18 protein-coding genes are annotated in these 18676 nt (G+C 53.0%); 16 read left to right on the forward strand and 2 right to left on the reverse strand.

What is annotated here, in order from left to right; translation table 11 throughout:
* On the reverse strand, window positions 1-189 hold a 189-nt coding region (locus ACK5LI_RS16725), incomplete at its 3' end, for a transposase (RefSeq protein WP_416950881.1).
* Window positions 190-658: 469 nt separating this feature from the next.
* Between ACK5LI_RS16725 and ACK5LI_RS16730 the strand changes: the two genes are divergently transcribed.
* The 7 genes from ACK5LI_RS16730 (at window position 659) to phnE (ending at window position 10469) form a co-directional block, all read left to right on the forward strand.
* Window positions 659-1582, forward strand: coding sequence for a glycyl-radical enzyme activating protein (locus tag ACK5LI_RS16730; protein WP_416951489.1), 924 nt, complete (start codon window positions 659-661; stop codon window positions 1580-1582).
* 170 nt (window positions 1583-1752) lie between these two features.
* Entirely contained in the window at window positions 1753-4179 is a 2427-nt protein-coding gene (locus ACK5LI_RS16735) for a pyruvate formate lyase family protein (protein ID WP_416951491.1), read from the forward strand.
* Between the two features lie 291 nt (window positions 4180-4470).
* The gene (locus ACK5LI_RS16740; protein ID WP_416951493.1) at window positions 4471-5439 is read left to right on the forward strand and encodes a DUF4037 domain-containing protein; all 969 of its coding nucleotides are present in this window, start codon (window positions 4471-4473) and stop codon (window positions 5437-5439) included.
* A 481-nt stretch (window positions 5440-5920) separates the two neighbouring features.
* A complete protein-coding gene (locus ACK5LI_RS16745; protein WP_416951495.1) occupies window positions 5921-7102 on the forward strand; it encodes an MFS transporter in 1182 nt (393 codons plus the stop codon).
* 411 nt (window positions 7103-7513) lie between these two features.
* Window positions 7514-8344 carry a phosphonate ABC transporter ATP-binding protein gene (gene phnC, locus ACK5LI_RS16750; RefSeq protein WP_416951498.1) on the forward strand — a complete coding sequence of 277 codons (831 nt, stop codon included), beginning with the start codon at window positions 7514-7516 and terminating at the stop codon, window positions 8342-8344.
* Between the two features lie 111 nt (window positions 8345-8455).
* Window positions 8456-9331 (forward strand): phosphonate ABC transporter substrate-binding protein, encoded by an 876-nt coding sequence (gene phnD / locus ACK5LI_RS16755; RefSeq protein WP_416951500.1) that lies wholly within the window; start codon window positions 8456-8458, stop codon window positions 9329-9331.
* A 37-nt stretch (window positions 9332-9368) separates the two neighbouring features.
* Entirely contained in the window at window positions 9369-10469 is a 1101-nt protein-coding gene (phnE, locus tag ACK5LI_RS16760; RefSeq protein ID WP_416951502.1) for a phosphonate ABC transporter, permease protein PhnE, read from the forward strand.
* Window positions 10470-10488: 19 nt separating this feature from the next.
* On the opposite strand, the gene phnF is transcribed toward phnE, so the two are convergent.
* A complete protein-coding gene (gene phnF / locus ACK5LI_RS16765) occupies window positions 10489-11211 on the reverse strand; it encodes a phosphonate metabolism transcriptional regulator PhnF (protein WP_416951504.1) in 723 nt (240 codons plus the stop codon).
* Between the two features lie 184 nt (window positions 11212-11395).
* Here phnF and phnG point away from each other — a divergent pair, with 184 nt between their 5' ends.
* The 9 genes from phnG (at window position 11396) to phnN (ending at window position 18635) form a co-directional block, all read left to right on the forward strand.
* A complete protein-coding gene (gene phnG, locus ACK5LI_RS16770) occupies window positions 11396-11851 on the forward strand; it encodes a phosphonate C-P lyase system protein PhnG (protein ID WP_416951506.1) in 456 nt (151 codons plus the stop codon).
* Window positions 11851-12501 carry a phosphonate C-P lyase system protein PhnH gene (gene phnH / locus ACK5LI_RS16775; RefSeq protein WP_416951508.1) on the forward strand — a complete coding sequence of 217 codons (651 nt, stop codon included), beginning with the start codon at window positions 11851-11853 and terminating at the stop codon, window positions 12499-12501. Before phnG ends, phnH begins: the two co-directional genes overlap by 1 nt.
* A complete protein-coding gene (locus ACK5LI_RS16780) occupies window positions 12492-13625 on the forward strand; it encodes a carbon-phosphorus lyase complex subunit PhnI (protein ID WP_416951510.1) in 1134 nt (377 codons plus the stop codon). The genes phnH and ACK5LI_RS16780 overlap by 10 nt, the downstream gene beginning before the upstream one ends.
* On the forward strand, window positions 13625-14551 hold the full coding sequence (locus ACK5LI_RS16785) for an alpha-D-ribose 1-methylphosphonate 5-phosphate C-P-lyase PhnJ (RefSeq protein ID WP_416951512.1): 927 nt from the start codon (window positions 13625-13627) through the stop codon (window positions 14549-14551). The genes ACK5LI_RS16780 and ACK5LI_RS16785 overlap by 1 nt, the downstream gene beginning before the upstream one ends.
* Before the next feature lie 43 nt (window positions 14552-14594).
* Window positions 14595-15383, forward strand: coding sequence for a phosphonate C-P lyase system protein PhnK (gene phnK, locus ACK5LI_RS16790; protein WP_416951713.1), 789 nt, complete (start codon window positions 14595-14597; stop codon window positions 15381-15383).
* A 100-nt stretch (window positions 15384-15483) separates the two neighbouring features.
* The gene (gene phnL, locus ACK5LI_RS16795) at window positions 15484-16182 is read left to right on the forward strand and encodes a phosphonate C-P lyase system protein PhnL (protein ID WP_416951514.1); all 699 of its coding nucleotides are present in this window, start codon (window positions 15484-15486) and stop codon (window positions 16180-16182) included.
* On the forward strand, window positions 16179-17315 hold the full coding sequence (locus ACK5LI_RS16800) for an alpha-D-ribose 1-methylphosphonate 5-triphosphate diphosphatase (protein WP_416951516.1): 1137 nt from the start codon (window positions 16179-16181) through the stop codon (window positions 17313-17315). The genes phnL and ACK5LI_RS16800 overlap by 4 nt, the downstream gene beginning before the upstream one ends.
* Before the next feature lie 13 nt (window positions 17316-17328).
* Window positions 17329-18042 carry a DUF1045 domain-containing protein gene (locus tag ACK5LI_RS16805; protein WP_416951518.1) on the forward strand — a complete coding sequence of 238 codons (714 nt, stop codon included), beginning with the start codon at window positions 17329-17331 and terminating at the stop codon, window positions 18040-18042.
* Entirely contained in the window at window positions 18042-18635 is a 594-nt protein-coding gene (gene phnN / locus ACK5LI_RS16810) for a phosphonate metabolism protein/1,5-bisphosphokinase (PRPP-forming) PhnN (RefSeq protein WP_416951520.1), read from the forward strand. The genes ACK5LI_RS16805 and phnN overlap by 1 nt, the downstream gene beginning before the upstream one ends.
* Window positions 18636-18676 lie beyond the last annotated feature (41 nt).

Consider the following 18676-nt stretch of genomic DNA (forward strand, 5'->3'; position numbering starts at 1 on the left):
GATTTCCGTCTGTTGGTTATCAAACTGGGCAGCATGAACTTCGCCATGCCCATATTTCTTTTTCCACGCATACAAGCTGTGGGTGCTGACGCCTAACCTTTGGGCGACTTCTTGGACGGGATAGCCGTGCTCGGTGATTTGTTTTACCGCTTCAATTTTGAATTCGTCAGTGTAGCGTTTGTCGTACATCGTTTTCTCCTGAGGTCTCGTTTTCATAACTCAGGAGTGTCTACGAAACTAGGGGCGATTCAGGATGATTCCGGTACAATGCCTCCTGAGACAAGAAGTGTTCTTCTTTGAAGACAGGTGTCACTCCCGCTTACGTTTATAAGATTATTGATTGCATACCTATCTTTTCTGAATCTCATTGTTTTTTTCTAAAGAAGTCCTCTGCGAATAGCTATTCCTGGTTGAGGTGTCACACATGGTTACAATCTCGTAATAACCTATGTGTGCGCACTTCATAATATCGTAATATCAAACGATTTTTTATTTTTAAGCGATGCGCCGCTGTTGGCCCCCTTTTTGCTGATTAGGTCATGTTGGTTGGAAGCAGCTCGTGGTCTTTTTAAGTCGAATGAGTTCGCGGCTAAAACTTTAATTGAAGTCATGGCTGGTGTTGTCATCCCCATGAACCTTCAAAGACAGGGTGCTGTTAATGACGTTTGAAGAGGATAATCGTGATGGTTTTGTCGGGCAGGTTCTTAATATTCAACGCTACTCAACTCATGATGGACCGGGCATACGCACGACGGTGTTTTTGAAGGGGTGTCCTCTTCGATGTTTTTGGTGCCAAAATCCAGAAACGCAGAGTCTTCGACCAGCTTTGTCATTTCGTAAAGACAAATGTACGTCGTGCGGCAGGTGTGTTGCTATATGCCCGCATCAAGCGAACAAGATAATTGATGGGCAAATGGTAATCGATCGTGAAGCTTGTAATGTCTGTGGTGATTGTGCAGAAACGCATGTTTGCTTGTCAAAGGCACGTAAAATTGAAGGTAAGAGTATGACTGTTAACGAAATTATAGATAATGTTAGCAGTGATTACCATTTATATATGAATACTGGAGGTGGCATAACAGTATCAGGTGGTGACCCTGAAACGCAGCCAGATTTTACGGCAAACATTTTAAAATCTGCACATGATAATTTGATCCATACTGCAGTTGAGATTACAGGAGCTTTCCCTTGGAAAACTGTCAAGAAGGTTACTGAGCATTGTGATTATATATTATTTGATCTCAAATGCATGGATGATGAAAAACATAAAGAAGGTACAGGTGTCTCCAATAAGTTGATTTTAGAGAATGCAAAGAAATTAGTTGATGATAACAGGTGTATCCATTTCAGGACGCCGCTCATTCCGGGCTTTAACGACAGCCGGGAAAATATTCAAGCAACAGCGCTATTCATACGGGAAGAATTGGGTCTGGTTCCTTCCGAGCATTTGACATTGCTCCCTTACAACAGCCTTGGCGAAGAGAAGTATATGCAGATGGGCTACGAGAACGCGCGTCCGCGCTATCAGCGCCAGTCCGATGCGTATCTTGAAGAACTCAATGAGATTATTGCTTCAGCTTAGCCCCTTTGAGACTACGACCTCGCAAAGGACGGAGCTCTGAGGCGGATAAGGGGTTACGGCCATATAAATCTAAGCAAACGGGGAGGCAGAGAATAGAAAATTACAGGGAGAAGCCAGTAACAAGACCAGGATTGATCAAATCTAAACTGAGAACCTTAGGAGAAGGAAAAATGTCAAAAGTACAATACAAGATGTACGATGAGAAGTCGCGTGGAACAACCATGTGGGAGGAGTTGAATCCGTTACGATATACACAAAGTATGTCTATGTCACGTGCTCAGGCTTTGGTTGATAGTTATAAAGAAACCGAAGGATATCACTTGTTCCGTAGACGTGGCTTTGCTGTTCGCAAGATTCTTCAAGAGATGCCAATTCGCATTGATGATCATCAGTTGCTTTGTGGAGATTTCAGCTCTAAGCCGATGGGCCCAGAATTTTACCCCGATCTGGCTGCCCTGTGGATAGTTGACTATATCGATAACTACGGGTTGGAAGGCCGAAAAGGTTTCTTCAAGTGGGAATCCGAAGAACAAATGGAACAAGGTCGTGCTATCGGTGAATACTTTAGAGACATCGGCGGCAAGGAAATGTGGCTCAAGTCCCGAGGTGAGGAAGAAGCCGCTTTTGAACATAAAATCGGTGAGGCTGGTTCCTGGATCGTAAATACCGTTTCGGAAATGTTTGCTGAAAAAGCCTGGAATTGTCCTGATCTTGACCGACTGGTGAAAAAAGGGGTTCGCGGTTTAATCGCTGATATTGATGAACAGCTTGAGAACCATATCCTGCTGAATTATGAAGACTATCGTCGGCAAGAGTTCTGGAAAGGTCTTAAGGAAATGCTGTTGGGTGGCATAGACTACGCCCACCGTTATCGCGAACTTGCTACCGAAATGGCTGCAAAAGAAAAAGACCCTGTCCGTAAGGCTGAGCTGGAAGAGATGGCTCGTGTGTGCGATCGAGTTCCAGAGCATCCCGCTGAGACTTATCAGGAGGCACTGCAGTCCCTCTTCTTTGGCATCTTAATTGTTTTTTACGATACTCGCACGTTTGGGATGGGTTATGGTCGTATAGACCAAATCCTGTACCCACAATACAAGGCCGATATTGAATCCGGAAAAATTGATGATGAGTACGTCATTCAATTGTTCGAGTGTTTCCGCGTTAAGCTTATGGGTAAGCGTCAGTTTTGGCCCGATGTTATGACTCCGAATTTGAGTAGTGAGTCCCACTTCCACAATTGTGTCATTGGTGGAGTGGATGCCAAGGGAAATGACGCCACTAATGAACTCTCATTTGCTTTTCTTGAAGCAGCTGAACGGGTAAGGACGACGCACCCGACTATTTCTGTACGCTGGCATACGCGGATTAATCCAAAATTCATGAAACGTGCTTTAGAGCTTGTTAAATTGGGTATGGGCTTTCCTGCCTTCTTTAATGATGAGCCCACGATACAATACCTGCTTGCCCGAGGGTACACCATTGAAGAAGCCCGTAACTACGCCTTAGGAGGTTGCACCCTGCACGCTGTCCCCGGCAAGACCAGCTCTATCTGGCCTCTGGTTACAAGCTACGGCAGGATACTTGAATTGACCATGTATAATGGCTGGGACTACCTTTCTGACTCGCAATTGGGTGAAAAGACAGGTGATTTCACAAAAATGCAAAGTTATGAAGAATTTGTAGAAGCCTATAAGGCGCAGATTAAGAACTGGGCTGATATCAGTACTGATAGCGGACGCGCCTGCAAGCTCCAGCATGGTGACAGCTTCCCGGATATGATGATGTCCGCCTTCACTGACAATTGCATCAAGCGTGGTCAGGTTTGCAGTTTGGGTGGTGCCGAACATGCAGATAGTTGCATGTATATTGTGCCGGTGGCAGTGCAGGATGTGGCTAATGAATTATACGTGATCAAACACGGTATTTTTGGTGAGAATCCGATATGCACTCCGCAGGAAATGCTTGATGCCATGCGCGCTGACTGGGTCGGCTACGAAGAGTTGCGTGCCAAGTGCATGGCCTTCCCGAAATTCGGTAATGACATCTCGGAAGTGGACCAGCTGTTAAACGATGTCTACGACTGGATTAAAGAAATCTGGCACAAGCAGCCCGCAACTGATGGCGGTAGCTACGAAGTATCCCCGCATTCCATTGGTTTCCACGGCGGCACAGGAGCCAAGACCGGTGCACTGCCTTGTGGCCGTAAAGCCGGAACTTCTTTTGCCGATGGTGCAGTCTCACCAGTTCAGGGAACTGATATCAATGGGCCGGCCGCTGTCATCAAATCGGCAGGTGCCATTGACCAGCATGAACTCTATGGAGTTCTGTTCAACATGAGATTTACCCCGGCAACCTTAAAAGGTGATGAAGGTACTGGGAACCTGTCTGCGCTGATCAAAACCTACTTTAGCGATTACAAAGGCAAGCATATCCAGTTCAACGTTCTGAACCCTGAGGAGATGCGTGCCGCGAAGGAACATCCTGAAAAGTATACAGACCTCATGGTACGCGTTGCAGGTTACAGTGCTTACTGGACTGATCTGCCTGCTAATATTCAGGACGAGTTGCTCGCCCGTGCAGCACACGAGCTTAATTAATGAGACGAGGAATCCCCCTGTTCTGCTGCGGGGATTTGGGAGTTGATTTATTTTAAGCAAAGTGGGCGCATTACATAAGCCCCCGGCAGTATGCCGGGGGCTTGCCTTGAAAGCTCAGAAATCCGTTACACACCATATACTGTGTAGAGGGTGGACTCGTGTGATGAGCTTCGCACTACGAGATTATGCAAACAATTTTTAAGAATAATTATGATCCTGCTGCTTAGCTAAGCGATACATGGATAAGGTTGGTTGTGTGTTTGCAAAGAGCATTTCTATTCGCGATGTATTGTGTCTGCAAAGACAAAGGTGGGTCTTTTTATGGATAACTGTGAGCATGGGCAAGGCTTGTCTCTTGTAGAACAATACTTTACGGACGTGGCTCTTCCCTTGTTGGAAAAAGATTTTTCTGAATATATGCCTTATCTCGCTGCAGGCCTTGTTGGACCCGGGTCTGAGTGTTGGGGGTTTGACGACGCTTTTTCCAGAGACCATGACTGGGGGCCACAGTTCTGCTTGTGGGTTTCTTCGTCCATTTCCAAAGAGGCTTTGTCCGCACTTCATGCATGGTATAAAAATTTGCCTGTTGATTTTGACGGGATGCCTTCATCTAATATGCAGGCTCCTGATTTGTTCCGTTATGGAGTTATCAAGGTTGCTGATTTTTTTTATGTGCATGCCGGGCTTTCTGAAAAACCTGACAGTTGGCAGACGTGGAATAAAAAAGAATTAGTCTTGTCCATGATGACGAACGGTAAGGTCTTTTTTGATAACGCTGGCGAATTCACTGCATGGCGTAAGCATTTACAAGGATTTTACCCGGAAGAGTTACGGTTGAAGAAACTTGCTGCTCGATGTTTTATTTCCGGCCAGAGTGGACAGTATAACCTGCCACGGCTTGTAAAGCGGAAGGATATTCACGGAATACGCTGGGCAGAGTTCACGTTTGCTTCCACAATCTGTTCTTTGTACCACCTTCTGCAAAAAGCATATTGTCCGTACCCGAAGTGGGAACTTGCAAGTGTAGCTCGATTAGATGCTACAGGGTTAGTGTTGGCAAAAAAAATACAGGAATTACTCACAGCGCCAGAACAATACAAAGTGCAATTGGCAGAGGATATCGCGCAATTTGTGGAAAAAGCACTTTTGAGCCATTTCCCCCTGATTTCGTATAACGGTGCGCTAATGCCGTTTTCCGAACAATTAAATAAGTTAATCAGAGACGCATCATTAGCGCAGGCACCACTGTACTGTTTTTAGATAAATAGTAGCATCGTACTAAACGCGTGTAGTTTTGGTATCTCTGTAGATACTGTTTTTTGAGCTGATACCACGCCAATAAAATTCCTATGTGGAAGGCACAGGGTAAAGAGAGAGTTGCTAATGGTGTTGTAAGTATAGTCCGGAAAAGTTACTAAGAATAGTGAAAGGACAAGAGGCAGTGTATCTCAATTAGATGATAGAGCAGTAGGAGGGTGCTTGCAATACTCTTTGCTAAAAACATGGGCTATCGGCGAAGGCTGGAGGTCGTAGACAAAGTCAGCCTATAGTCAGTGCTCGTCACTAGTGCAAACTATGTGAGATTGGAAAAGCATCACAGAGTCTGGAATTGGTGAAACGTATTCCTTGTTATTTTTGAAGCGGCCTCCTGCGGGGACACGTGTACCACACAAAAACCCCGAGATGAGGGGCAACAACTGAACCGCAATGAATTTGTAATTGCAAGTTAAGTCTCATTATAATGCCTATACTAGCTTTGCTTTCTCTGCTTGCTGCTTTTCCGCCCTTAGCCATCGATATGTACCTACCCTCAATTCCCATATTACAGTGTCTTTGGGGGGTACCTTATAGCGTGGTCAGTCACTCTTTGATTCTATTCCTTGCTACTTTCAGCATATTCCTGCTCATTCACGGGCCACTCTCCGACAGGTTTGGGCGTAGACCAGTGCTCATGGGGGGAATTTTACTTTTTATTCTCGGGTCCGGGGGATGCGCAACAGCTAATTCTGTCACTACATTTCTGTGGGCAAGGGCAATTCAAGGCGCGGGGGCAGCGGCAGCTTCTTCCTTGTCTTTGGCATTAACCAAAGATTTATTTAAAGGGCATAACAGACAGAAAATATTGGGGTATGTCGGGGTCATCATGACATTTTGTCCCATGATTGCCCCGTCACTGGGCGTGGTTGTTCTTAACTGCCTCTCATGGCGATGGATTTTTCTGTTCCAGATTCTGGTCGCCTTAGTGAGCTTCTACGGAGTTTACCGCCTGAAGGAGCCGTTGGTCGAGTTTACCAAGGGTGGCGCTATTTCCGTAGCCAAACGTTATATTACCGTATTTAAGAATGTACGCTTTACGGTTCTGGCCACAGCTTTCGCACTGGTCGTGTTACCCCACTTTGGCTTCATCGGCGGGGCTGCTGACATTTATATCAATGGATTCGGAATGTCAGAGCAGGTCTTTGGCGTGTATTTCGCAATCAACGCATTGGGGTTTATGGTCGGCTCTTTTGTATGCACATTGCTGTGCAATACTCTGAACCCTCTGAGCATTCTCTATTCTTCACTGCTTACAATCATGGGATCAGGTTTGCTCATGCATATTTTGGGCGGTACGGCCCCATGGACAATGGCTCTTCCCATGATCTGCATATCGTTCTCGGTTGGTTTTTCTCGGCCTGTGGCCAATTCTATGATTCTTGATCAGGTGGACAAGGATGTGGGGGCTGCTTCTGGAATTATGACATTCGAGATGTTTTTTGTTGCGGCCATAGCTGTGGAGATAATATCCTTAGAATGGTCCAACAAACCGCTGGTGCTTGGGTCATTGGCCCTAGCCGGCGCGTTTTTTCCTCTGGCTGTACTTTTGGCTGTACGGCGTAAAGTGCGCCAAGTTCCAAAAAGAAACTCAGGGGCATCTTCCTAATAATTATACTGTACTTTAGTGCAGTCTACCCTGGTGTTTCTGTAGTCCTGTCCGGCAGTATCCTTTTCGCGTTACCGACCATGGTCCCCCTCTTTTCCGGTTGGTATGGACCACTCCGTCCCTCCCGCATTGCTTCCCGGCATACGTCGCGTTTCCTCGTTACTTATAGCGCCACCATGTTCTTTGTGTATGGACTTGGCGTGCTTGCTTTGTAACTGCTTGTAGTTGCCTGATGTCCGTAGACCATTCATGCATTGGTCTAGTCTCCTTGCTTCCGTGTCCCGACTGCCACAGGCGTGTAACAGAACGTCCACAATCTCCCCCTATCAAGAAGCAAGAAACGAAGGGGCCTTTTCCGTCTCATTAGGAAAGGGCGTTGAAACCTGAGGCGCGGAGCAAGGAGCAACAGCCATGGAAGGAAAGCCCATCGCTATTAATAGACATAAGGAAGTGCCTGCCATTCAGACGGCGGGTCTTAACAAGATTTATCCTAACGGCACGCACGCCGTAAAAGACATTACCCTCAACGTGAACCGCACCGATTTTGTGGTGATCATTGGTTCTTCCGGTGCAGGCAAATCATCCCTGCTGCGTTGCATGAACCGGCTGGTGCGTCCCACCAGCGGCGCCATGAGCCTGTTCGGCGACGATATCACGCAGGTCACCGGCGGCAGGCTGCGGCAGGTGCGGCGCAAGGTGGGCATGATTTTTCAGCAATTCCATCTGGTGCGCAGGCTCACAGTGCTGGAAAACGTTTTAGTGGGCAGGCTGCGCTTCAACCGCAGCCCCCTGCGCCTGAGCATGTCTCTCATGCGGTCTTTTACCAAGGCGGAGAAAGTAGTTGCCTTTGAGAGCCTGAAGCAGGTGGGCATTGCCGATCTTGCCTTTCAGCGGGCAGACACGCTTTCCGGTGGCCAGCAGCAACGTGTGGCCATTGCCCGTGCCCTTGCACAGGAACCGCAGGTCTTTCTTGCGGATGAGCCTATAGCCAGCCTTGATCCGCACAGCGCAGAAACCGTGATGCAGACTTTGCAGGATATTCACGAAACACGGGGCATCCCCGTGCTGGTGAACCTGCACCATATCGATTTTGCCCGCCGCTACGGCAAGCGCATCGTCGGCATGCGCAAGGGCGCTCTTGTGCTGGATACCATCCCCCCCAACCTCGACGATGACGCCATCGCGGATGTTTATGGTGCGCGCATTGAAGAAGCTTACGGCAAGTTCGACGCCTGTGCCTGATGCTGGCCGCTTGACTGAAGCAAGTGAATATACCCGCCTGACCTTAGCAGTGCAGGGGGGAGCCAGACAACATAACCAACTATCAAGAAACACAACCGGAGGATTGGAATTATGTTTCGCAGAATCATTCTTGGCCTGCTCGCAACCTGCATGATGCTTACGGCTGTCGCACCCGCGTTCGCCGCAGAGGCAGACTGGCCCGAAAAGATCCGTATCGGGTTCATCCCCACCGAAGGTGGCGCTGACATTCTGGAACGCTTCAAGCCCCTGATGGAGCATATGGAGTTGGCCCTTGGCATCAAGGTGGAAGGCTTCTCCGCATCCGACTATGCGGGCATCATTACCGCCATGTCGCACAAGCATATCGATTTCGCCTACTTCGGCCCAAAAAGTTACGTGGAAGCCTCTGAAAAGGCCAACGCGCAGGCTCTGGCTCTGGAGCTGAACAAGGAAGGCCAGCCCGGCTATACCGGCCTGATTATCGTGCGCAATGATTCTCCCATCAAGAAGCTGGACGAGATCAAAGGCCATGTGTTCGCCTTTACCGACCCCAATTCCACTTCCGGTTATCTCGTGCCCAACGTGCTTTTTGCCCGTGATATGAAGGTGAAGCCCGAAGAGTATTTCAAGGAAGTAAAATTCTCCGGTTCTCACGGCGCGTCCATTCTTGCCGTGAAGAACGGTGGTGTCGAAGTGGTTGCCACCAACAATATTGACCTCGACCGCATGATCGAGAAGGGGCAGGTGGAAAAAGACGACTTCCGCATTCTCTGGACATCCGAACTTATCCCGGGTGCCCCTTTGGCCGCACGCGCCGATCTGCCGGAGAGCCTGAAGGCCGCTTTTACCAAGGCTTTGCTCAAGCTCAACGACAACAAGATGGTTCTCGGCAAGCTGCAGAACGGCGGCTATCAGGCTACCGACGACAAGACTTACGACATAATCCGCTATCTGAAACGGTTGAAGAGCCAGCTGGCTCCCAAGTAGCGGAAATTCGGCGTATTGAACATCACAGGAAGAAACAATGACTCAGGAACTGACATTGGATCAGATCACCCCGAGGATGCCGCTTGATCGCAAGCTGCTCCTCGGGGGCCTGGGCCTGACAACGGCCCTGATCCTGATCGTCACCTACATCTGGTGCGGTATTGATCCCTTTGCTCTGTACGCAAAGCGTGAAAATGCGGTGTCCTACCTCTTCGGTAGAACCGTTGACGAATCCGACAGGCAGGCCGCCATGCGGCAGGCTAAACGTGTGCCTGCCATTATGGCCATGGAAGAGGCCATGCAGGATGTGCGCACACAGATGCAGGCTGCCGGAGAAAATGATTTTACGGAAATGACGCGTCGCGCAAAGGTGTTGTCGGAAGAGCGCCTTGCGGCCATGCCCAAGGCGGAGCACGACGCTATTGTGAAGGATGAATACGCCCGTATTGTAGACCAGAAACGCGGCGGCTTCTTTCCACCGGAAACAGCCATGGCCAACCTGCGTAAGTACTTTCGGGCACTGGTTGAAACAGTGGCCATAGCCATATGGGGTACGCTGTTTGCTTTTGTCGCATCCATTCCGCTTTCCATGCTGGCAGCACGCAATACTCTGTGCCTGATCATCCCCGGCAGCAGCCCCGCACGCAAGGCGGGGCGCCGCGTCATCCAGTTCAGCGTGCGTCGCTTGCTGGATTTCTGCCGTGGTTTCAACGAGTTCGTCATGGCGCTCATTTTTGTGGCAGTCATCGGTCTCGGACCTTTTGCAGGGGTGCTGGCACTTGCCATCCACACGTTGGGCAACCTCGGTAAAGTGATCAGTGAGGCTGTGGAGGCCATTGAACCCGGGCAGGTGGAAGCGGTGGAAGCAAGCGGTTCCAGTCCGTTGCAGGTAATGGCCTTTGCGGTGCTGCCGCAAGTTATGCCTACCATAGTCAGCTTCAGCCTGCTCAAGTTCGAATCCAACGTGCGCAGTGCCACTATTCTCGGCTTTGTGGGCGCGGGCGGCATCGGCTTTCTCATGTTCGACAAGCTGAACGGCTATCTCTACCGCGAGGTGTGCACCATGATGATCATGGTAATCCTCACCGTGGTTGTTATCGATTACGCCTGCGGCATTCTGCGCCGCAAGTTCATCTAGGGAGGACTCCCTCGTGATCTCAGGTGTCTACGATGAATTGCACCCGGTCGGCAGCCCAGATGCATCTCCCGTATTCAATGGGCGTGCCTGCGCCGTCAACGTTCACGGACTCCAACTCCAGCACGGGCTTGCTGCGCGATTGCTGCAACAGGCGGGCCTCTGCCGCGTTAGGCATGCGGGCTGTGATGAGGGTCTGCATGCGGGTGTAATCAGTGATGCCGAAGTGGCGAAATGTGGCGGTGATGGAACCGGTGTTGCCGTAAATAAGGTTGATGTCGGGAAAACGCTGCTGCGAAAAGTAATGGCTGGAGACGCACAGACTCAGCCCGTCGGCCTTGCCTACCGTGCGCATACGTACGAGCGGCGTGCCGGGGTGAACCATCAGGTGTTCGGCTGTGCGTCGTTCTGCCTGTACAAGTTCCCAATCAAGCAGCTCTTCTGCGGCTTCCCGATGCTGGCGGGAAAGATTCTCCCGAAAGCGCACCCTGTGTGCAAGGGCGTAGCGCACCATGTCCTCGCGGACAAAGTAGCCGCGTCCTTGCTCGGCCCGCACCAGTTCCTTGCGGACAAGGTTGTTCAGGGCTTGTCGCAAGGTGTGGCGATTCACGGCAAAGCGCTCCGCAAGCAGGCGCTCCGGCGGCAGCTTTTCTCCAGGTGGGAACGTGCCGTCAAGAATGTCCTGTTCAAGGTTTTTCTGAATCTGTCTCCAGAGCGTAAGACCCTTCCCACGTTCCAGTTCCATACAGACCTCCAATCCGTAGCTTCGGACATATCCCGAAGGCTTCCGGGATGTGGTCGCACGCATAGGTAAGCAGTAATTGAGCGTCTATTGCATATGCCCGCTCTGTGAAGGTTGGCAGGCATTTTTGTTACAATAACTTGTTGAGCATCTGGATAACTGCTCCGGATGGTGAAGGTTCGGATATATGACACACACACGGGTAAGCAGCAATGAACGTCGACGCTGGATGGGTATTCTTGCCTGTGCTCCCCGACAGGCTTTGGAAGATGCTTGGGCAGCCGCGTCCATTTCGGTGGAATACAACTTTCTGCGCAGGCCGGAAACCGGCCTCGTCATGGTGAGGGGCAGGGCCTGTGGTAAAGGGCAGCGCTTCAACCTTGGCGAGGTGACTGTCACTCGTTGCGCTGTTCAGCAGGGAGGCAGAGTGGGCCACGCTTACGTGGCCGGACGGGATGCCCGTCACGCGGAGTTGGCTGCCCTTTTTGATGCGTTGCTGCAGGATGAAGGGCTGCGGGACAGGTTAAAGCGCGAGGTGCTCGCCCCGTTGGTGCAAATCCGGCAGGCGCGCAACGTTGCCGAACGCGGATGTGCGGCTGCCACGCGGGTCAACTTTTTTACCATCGTGCGGGGAGAGGATTGATGCAACAACAGACCATTCTTTCCGGCTTTGTCGATCCGGTGCATGACGCGGGAGATACCTTCAGAATAGTGCTGGAAGCCATGTCCCGTCCCGGACTGGTTCTGCCGCTGACTGGACCTGCGCAGCACCCTGCGGGGCTCGGCTCCGCTGGTGCTGCCGTCTGCCTGAGCCTCTTCGATAATGAAACTCCCGTCTGTCTTGCAGGCTTTTCGGATGATGTGCCCAACTGGCTGCGTTTTCACTGCGGTTGCCCCATTGTCGCCGCGCCGGAACGCTCTTCAGAGAACGGGGGAGACGGCATCGCCTTTGCAGCCTTCCGTAATGGTATGGAACTGCCTGATCTGGCAGCCTTTCCCGTGGGCACGGAAAGTTATCCGGACAGATCCGCCACGCTGATCATTCAGGTGGTATCGCTGGGCAATGCTACCAGAACCGGGGGCGAAGGCGCGGACCTTCTCAGACTGGAAGGCCCCGGCATCAGGGGGGAGCGCAGGCTGCACGTCTGCGGCCTTGCCCGCGGCTTTTGGGAAGCCTTTGCCCTTAACCGCGTCCTTTTTCCCATGGGTTTTGATGTTGTGCTTTGCGCACCACAGGCCATTGCCTGCCTGCCCAGAACCGTAACCGTAAGGGGACCGTTCGCATGTATGTAGCTGTCAAGGGAGGCGAAAAAGCCATCCGCAACGCACATGCCTATCTGGCGCATGAACGCCGCGGGGATACCGCTGTTGCGGAACTGAGCGTTGATCAGATACGCACTCAGCTTTCACTGGCCGTGGACAGGGTGATGGCCGAGGCCTCGCTCTATGACCCCGAACTGGCTGCTCTGGCGCTGAAGCAGGCGCGCGGAGACGTGATTGAAGCTGTGTTCCTGTTGCGGGCCTATCGTACAACGTTACCGCGCTTCGGTGCTTCCGAGCCGGTGGACAGCACGGCCATGCGTTTACGCCGCCGGATCTCTGCCGCATTCAAAGATTTGCCGGGCGGGCAGGTGTTGGGTCCGACCTTCGATTATACCCACCGCCTGCTGGATTTCAGTCTGCTTGAAGAAGGGGCAAACCCCGGCTCGCCGGAGCGGGCGGAAGATGCCGGAGACGGCATGGCCCCGCGTGTCAGCGACCTTGCGGGAATGGACAGGCTCATGGAAGCGGCGGGCGTATCCGAAGCGGATGATGCCCTGCCCGTGGGAGACTTGACCCGTGCGCCGCTCAACCTGCCGGCGGGGCGTGACATACGCCTGCAAAACCTTGCTCGTGCGGATGAAGGCTTCCTGTTGGCTATGGGCTATTCCACGCAACGCGGGTTTCGCGGTTCCGGCGGGCATCCCTTTGCCGGAGAAATCCGTATCGGCGCGGTGGAGGTGGAACTGGTGCCGGAAGAATTGGGTTTTGCGGTCTGCATTGGCGAACTGCAGCTGACTGAGGCGGAAATACTTTTTCTCTACGATGGATCGGAAGATGTTCCACCGCAGTTTACGCGCGGTTACGGGCTGACCTTCGGCAGTAACGAACGCAAGACCATAGCCATGGCGTTGGTGGACAGAGCGTTACGCAGCCGCGAGATGGGTGAGGAGATCGTCGCGCCCGCGCAGGATGAGGAATTCATGCTCTACCACAGTGACAACGTGGAAGCGACGGGCTTTGTGGAGCATCTGAAGCTGCCGCACCATGTGGATTTTCAGAGCGAACTGGAAATTCTGCGCCGCCTGCGTTGTGAGTGGGAAGCGCGCAAACATCGGCGGGAAGAACAACTACGCAGCGCCAAAGGAGCAGCCTGATGAAGTGCTATATGACCGGTGAACCGGCCCGCGGGGGCAACGATTCCGGATACAATTTTGCCTTTCTGGACGAGCAGACCAAGCGCATGGTGCGCCGTGCCTTGCTCAAGGCGGTGGCCATTCCCGGATATCAGGTTCCCTTTGCCAGCCGCGAAATGCCTATGCCCTACGGCTGGGGTACTGGGGGAATTCAGGTGACGGCATCAGTCATCGGCAGGTGGGATGTGCTCAAGGTCATTGATCAGGGTGCGGACGATACCACCAATGCCGTCTCAATACGCAGCTTTTTTGCATGCACCACCGGCGTGTGCACCACCGAAGATACGCAGAAGGCCACTATCATCCAGACCCGCCACCGTATTCCTGAGCAGGCGCTGAAGGAAGGGCAGATCATGGTTTATCAAGTGCCCATTCCCGAGCCCCTGCGCTGGGTGGAACCGCGTGAGACGGAAACGCGGGCCATGCACGCGCATGAGGAATACGGCGTGATGCATGTAAAGCTCTATGAAGACATTGCTCGGCACGGGCGCATAGCCACCAGCTTTGATTACCCCGTGCTCGTGGCACAGCGTTATGTGATGAGCCCCTCGCCCATTCCCAAATTTGATAATCCCAAGATGGATAACAGCCCCGCGCTTCAGCTTTTCGGAGCAGGCCGCGAGCAACGGATCTATGCCATTCCGCCCTACACTACGGTGAAGAGCCTTGATTTCGAAGATCATCCTTTCGAGGTGCAGCGATGGGATGCATGCTGCGGTCTGTGCGGTGCGGAGGACAGCTACCTTGACGAGATTATTCTGGATGATGCGGGTGGGCGCATGTTCGTCTGCTCCGACAGCGACTACTGCCGTAGAAGGCGTGAGGCGTGTTGTGTCGGGCCCATGGGGATGGCAGCCAACTCTATGGAGGGCTCAGGCAATGAGTAGTGCAACACAGCAGCTTGCAGGCAGCTATCCGGAAGAAAGTGTTATGGCTGAAAACCGGCCTCTGCTCAGCGTGCAGGGTTTGAGTAAATTCTATGGCGACCGCGCAGGCTGTCTGGATGTCTCTTTCGACCTGTGGCCGGGAGAAATCATTGGCATTGTGGGGGAATCCGGTTCCGGCAAATCCACGTTGCTCAACTGCATTGCAGGCAGAATTTCACCTACCGCCGGGCGCGTGTTGTACCGTAGTGCCCGGAATGCAAGTGGGGAAGAGTGTGATGTGCATTCCTCGCCCGAACCGCTGCGGCGCATGCTTATGCGTACGGAGTGGGGGTTTGTGCATCAGAACCCGCGTGACGGTCTGAGGCGTAATGTGAGCGCGGGAGCCAACATCGGCGAGCGCCTTATGGGGATAGGTATGCGTCATTACGGCAATGTACGCGCCAAGGCGTTGCGCTGGCTGGACAGAGTGGAGATAGATGCCGTCCGCATTGACGATCTGCCTGCCACTTTTTCCGGCGGCATGCAGCAGCGTCTGCAAATTGCCCGCAACCTTGTTTCCGCCCCGCGCCTTGTGTTCATGGACGAGCCCACGGGCGGGCTGGATGTTTCCGTGCAGGCCAAACTGCTGGACCTGTTGCGCAAGCTGACCGCCGAGATGGGGCTTGCCGTGGTCCTTGTCACGCATGACCTTGCCGTTGCACGCCTGCTGGCCCACCGGCTTATGGTCATGCGGCAGGGTCGTGTAGTGGAAAGCGGTCTCACCGACCAGGTACTGGACGACCCCCATCATCCCTACACGCAGCTGTTGGTTTCCTCCATTCTGCAGGGGTAGCGGGAGTTGAAAGCCTCAATTCAGAAAGGTAGGCCCGCAGGGGCAGGAAGCAAACATGCAGCCGTAACGAAGTCGCAATGCCGTGACAAGGAAGAAACAGATGACTGTTATGATCGAAGTATCAAGCTTGAGCAAACGCTTTGTCCTGCATAATCAGGGCGGGGCGCAACTGCAGGTTTTCGAGGGACTCAACCTTGCCGTTTCCGCCGGAGAGTGTGTTGCTCTGCACGGGCGTTCCGGCTCGGGAAAATCCACCCTGCTGCGTTCGTTGTATGCCAACTACAAGCCTGTTTCAGGAGCCATCCGCATCCGGCATAAGGGTGAAATGGTAGATATTGCTAGCGCTGATCCCAGATTGGTGGTGCAGGTGCGCAAACATACCGTGGGCTATGTGAGCCAGTTTTTGCGTGCCATACCCCGTGTGCCAACATTTGAGTTGGTGGCTGCGGCGCGGCGCGAACTGACCGGCAATGCGGCAGAGGCCGAAGTATGGGCCGCTGAATTGCTGGGCAAGTTGAATATTCCCCACCGCCTGTGGAGTCTCGCACCGGCCACCTTTTCCGGCGGCGAGCAGCAACGGGTAAATATCGCTCGTGGATTTGCCGTGGATTACCCTGTCATGCTGCTGGACGAGCCCACTGCCTCGCTGGATGCAGCAAACCGCGCTGTAGTGGTGGAACTTATCCGTGAGACCAAGGCCCGCGGGGCTGCGGTGGTGGGCATTTTTCACGATGACGAGGTGCGGGAGGCAGTGGCCGACCGCGTTCATACCATGATTGCAACGGAGCAAGTCGCATGAATACAGAGACCGTTTTGACCAACGCTCGCATCGTCACGCCCGAAGGGGTGACGGAAGGCTCCCTTTGCCTTCAGGACGGACTTATTGCTGACATACACGCTGGTTCCTCCCATTGTGCTGAGGACATGCGTGGAGATTATATTATACCCGGTCTGATTGAGATGCATACCGACCACCTGGAAACGCAATTCCAGCCTCGTCCGGGGGTGCTGTGGCCGTCCCGTCTGGCAGCTTTGCTAGCGCATGATACGCAAGTTGTAGGAGCAGGCATCACCACTGTGCTGGACAGCGTGTGTTGCGGCCAGCTCAATGAGGGCAATATGCGTCGTACGCTTCTTTCCATGTCTATTGAGGCTATTCGTGATGCCCGCAAGAAGGATGTGCTGCGAGCGGACCATCTGCTGCACCTGCGCTGCGAAATATGTGATCAGCACATGCTGGATATGTTTGAACCGTATGCGGAAGAGGAGAATTTACGACTGGTGTCGCTCATGGACCACACGCCGGGGCAGCGCCAATTTCGCAATCTGGACAAGTACAAGGAATATTACCGGGTGGAAGATATGCCCGAGACCGAATTTCAGTCCATGATAGATCGCTTGAAAACGGAGCAGGTTGAATTTGCTGACAAGCATCGCGCAGCTGTGCTCGCCTTGTGCAGTTACAGGGGCATTCCCGTGGCCAGTCATGACGACACGACTGAGGAGCATGTTGCCGAGGCCTTTGCCTGCGGCATAACCATTTCCGAATTCCCCACCACCATGGAGGCCGCGCGCGCTGCACGCGCCAAGGGGCTGGGGATTGTCATGGGTGCACCCAACGTGGTGCGCGGAGGCTCGCACTCCGGCAACGTATCCGCCCGTACTCTGGCTGCGGAAGGACTGCTGGATATACTGTCGTCCGATTACGTGCCCGCCAGCCTGTTGCATGGTGCCTTTTTACTGCATTCGGACCTCGGGGTGCCGTTGCAGGACGCGTTATCCACTGTCACATCCAACCCTGCCAGATTGTTGAAGCTGGATGATCGGGGTGAAATTGCACTGGGCAAACGGGCGGATGTTGTCAGGGTGCGCGTTGTAGACGATGTGCCTGTAGTGCGCGGTGTATGGCGTAACGGAGAGCGCCTGCTCTAGCGAGGATGAGACAATGACGGGAACAATGAACCAACCCCGGTATGCCGTGTATGTTGCGCCGGAAAAGGAATCCATGCTGGACCGGCTGGGTGTTGACTGGCTTGGCAGGACAGCGGAAGCGCCTCAGCGCGTGCGCAGTAACGCGCCTGAGGGCTTTGGTGATGATGAGTATCGACAACTGGTGGCCGCCCCGCGTCATTACGGGTTTCATGGCACGCTTAAGGCTCCTTTCGAGCTGCACCCCGAACAGGATGAAAAAGCGCTGCGCAGCGGCATGAAGGCTTTGGCGGCGACTCTTGTCCCTTTTGAGGTCGGCCCGCTCAGAATCAGCTTTTTAAACCGGTTTCTGGCATTGCTGCCTGCTACGGACTCATCCCGACTTGCGCGTCTGCATGCCATCTGTTTACGGGAGTTGGACATCTTCCGCGCACCACTATCCGATTATGACCACGCCAGACACATGTCCAAGGGGCTTTCCGGACGGCAGGAACGGCTGCTGGGCCGTTTCGGATATCCTTTTGTGCTGGAAGATTTCCGTTTTCATATGACTCTGACCGGTAATCTGGAAGAGAGGCAGCGCCACTCCTGCAGGGACAGGCTGGAGCAGCTGTTGCGGGCATACTTGAAAACACCGCTGACGGTCAGAGAAATCTGCCTATTTGTGCAGGAAGACAGAAGCAGGCCCTTTCGTCTGTCCGAACGCTTTGCCTTGAAAGGAGATGCGTGATGCGGGGAAGACTCATCTATGTTGTCGGGCCTTCCGGTGCAGGCAAGGACAGTGTGCTGCGGAAAGCCAGAATTCGCCTTGGAGGGGGCAACGCAGCCTTTGCACACCGGTATATCACCCGTCCGCCGGAATCGGACGGTGAGAACCATGTTGCACTGAGCGAAAAAGAGTTCTGGAAACGTCTCAGGTGCGGATGCTTTGCCATGAACTGGGCCAGCCACGGTCTTTTGTATGGCATCGGCCGCGAGATAGATGACTGGATGAGCAATGGTTTTACCGTGGTGGTCAACGGTTCCCGTGCTTATTTTCAAGAGGCCCTGCTGCGGTATCCCGAACTAGTCCCTGTGCTTGTGACGGCATCTCCCGTCGTGCTGGCGCAGCGTCTTTCCCTGCGTGGCAGGGAGGGCGAAGGGGAGATTGTAGAGCGTCTGCGGCGCGGCAGCGAGTATGGAATCCGACATCCCCGCCTTGTGTGTATTGAGAACAACAGTGCGCTGGAACAAAGTGTTTCCGCGTTTTGTGATGTAGTTGAGGAGGAGTTGCGCAATTGCATTAAGCCCGGAAATCCGGTTGTAGGACTGTTAGGCGGATAAGGTCGTGTGCACACATCCCTCAGCTTCTATCGGTTACTCCT

The organism is Oleidesulfovibrio sp. (assembly GCF_047973035.1).
Classification (GTDB): Bacteria; Desulfobacterota; Desulfovibrionia; order Desulfovibrionales; family Desulfovibrionaceae; genus Oleidesulfovibrio.

Bases quoted from the DNA above. Each gene is read 5' to 3' on its own strand.
- ACK5LI_RS16780 (WP_416951510.1), top strand. From the start codon at position 12,492: ATGTATGTAGCTGTCAAGGGAGGCGAAAAAGCCATCCGCAACGCACAT.
- phnF (WP_416951504.1), bottom strand. From the start codon at position 11,211: ATGGAACTGGAACGTGGGAAGGGTCTTACGCTCTGGAGACAGATTCAG.
- ACK5LI_RS16735 (WP_416951491.1), top strand. From the start codon at position 1,753: ATGTCAAAAGTACAATACAAGATGTACGATGAGAAGTCGCGTGGAACA.
- phnL (WP_416951514.1), top strand. From the start codon at position 15,484: ATGACTGTTATGATCGAAGTATCAAGCTTGAGCAAACGCTTTGTCCTG.
- ACK5LI_RS16785 (WP_416951512.1), top strand. From the start codon at position 13,625: ATGAAGTGCTATATGACCGGTGAACCGGCCCGCGGGGGCAACGATTCC.
- phnG (WP_416951506.1), top strand. From the start codon at position 11,396: ATGACACACACACGGGTAAGCAGCAATGAACGTCGACGCTGGATGGGT.
- phnH (WP_416951508.1), top strand. From the start codon at position 11,851: ATGCAACAACAGACCATTCTTTCCGGCTTTGTCGATCCGGTGCATGAC.
- phnD (WP_416951500.1), top strand. From the start codon at position 8,456: ATGTTTCGCAGAATCATTCTTGGCCTGCTCGCAACCTGCATGATGCTT.
- ACK5LI_RS16730 (WP_416951489.1), top strand. From the start codon at position 659: ATGACGTTTGAAGAGGATAATCGTGATGGTTTTGTCGGGCAGGTTCTT.
- phnC (WP_416951498.1), top strand. From the start codon at position 7,514: ATGGAAGGAAAGCCCATCGCTATTAATAGACATAAGGAAGTGCCTGCC.
- phnK (WP_416951713.1), top strand. From the start codon at position 14,595: ATGGCTGAAAACCGGCCTCTGCTCAGCGTGCAGGGTTTGAGTAAATTC.
- phnE (WP_416951502.1), top strand. From the start codon at position 9,369: ATGACTCAGGAACTGACATTGGATCAGATCACCCCGAGGATGCCGCTT.
- ACK5LI_RS16805 (WP_416951518.1), top strand. From the start codon at position 17,329: ATGACGGGAACAATGAACCAACCCCGGTATGCCGTGTATGTTGCGCCG.
- phnN (WP_416951520.1), top strand. From the start codon at position 18,042: ATGCGGGGAAGACTCATCTATGTTGTCGGGCCTTCCGGTGCAGGCAAG.
- ACK5LI_RS16745 (WP_416951495.1), top strand. From the start codon at position 5,921: ATGCCTATACTAGCTTTGCTTTCTCTGCTTGCTGCTTTTCCGCCCTTA.
- ACK5LI_RS16800 (WP_416951516.1), top strand. From the start codon at position 16,179: ATGAATACAGAGACCGTTTTGACCAACGCTCGCATCGTCACGCCCGAA.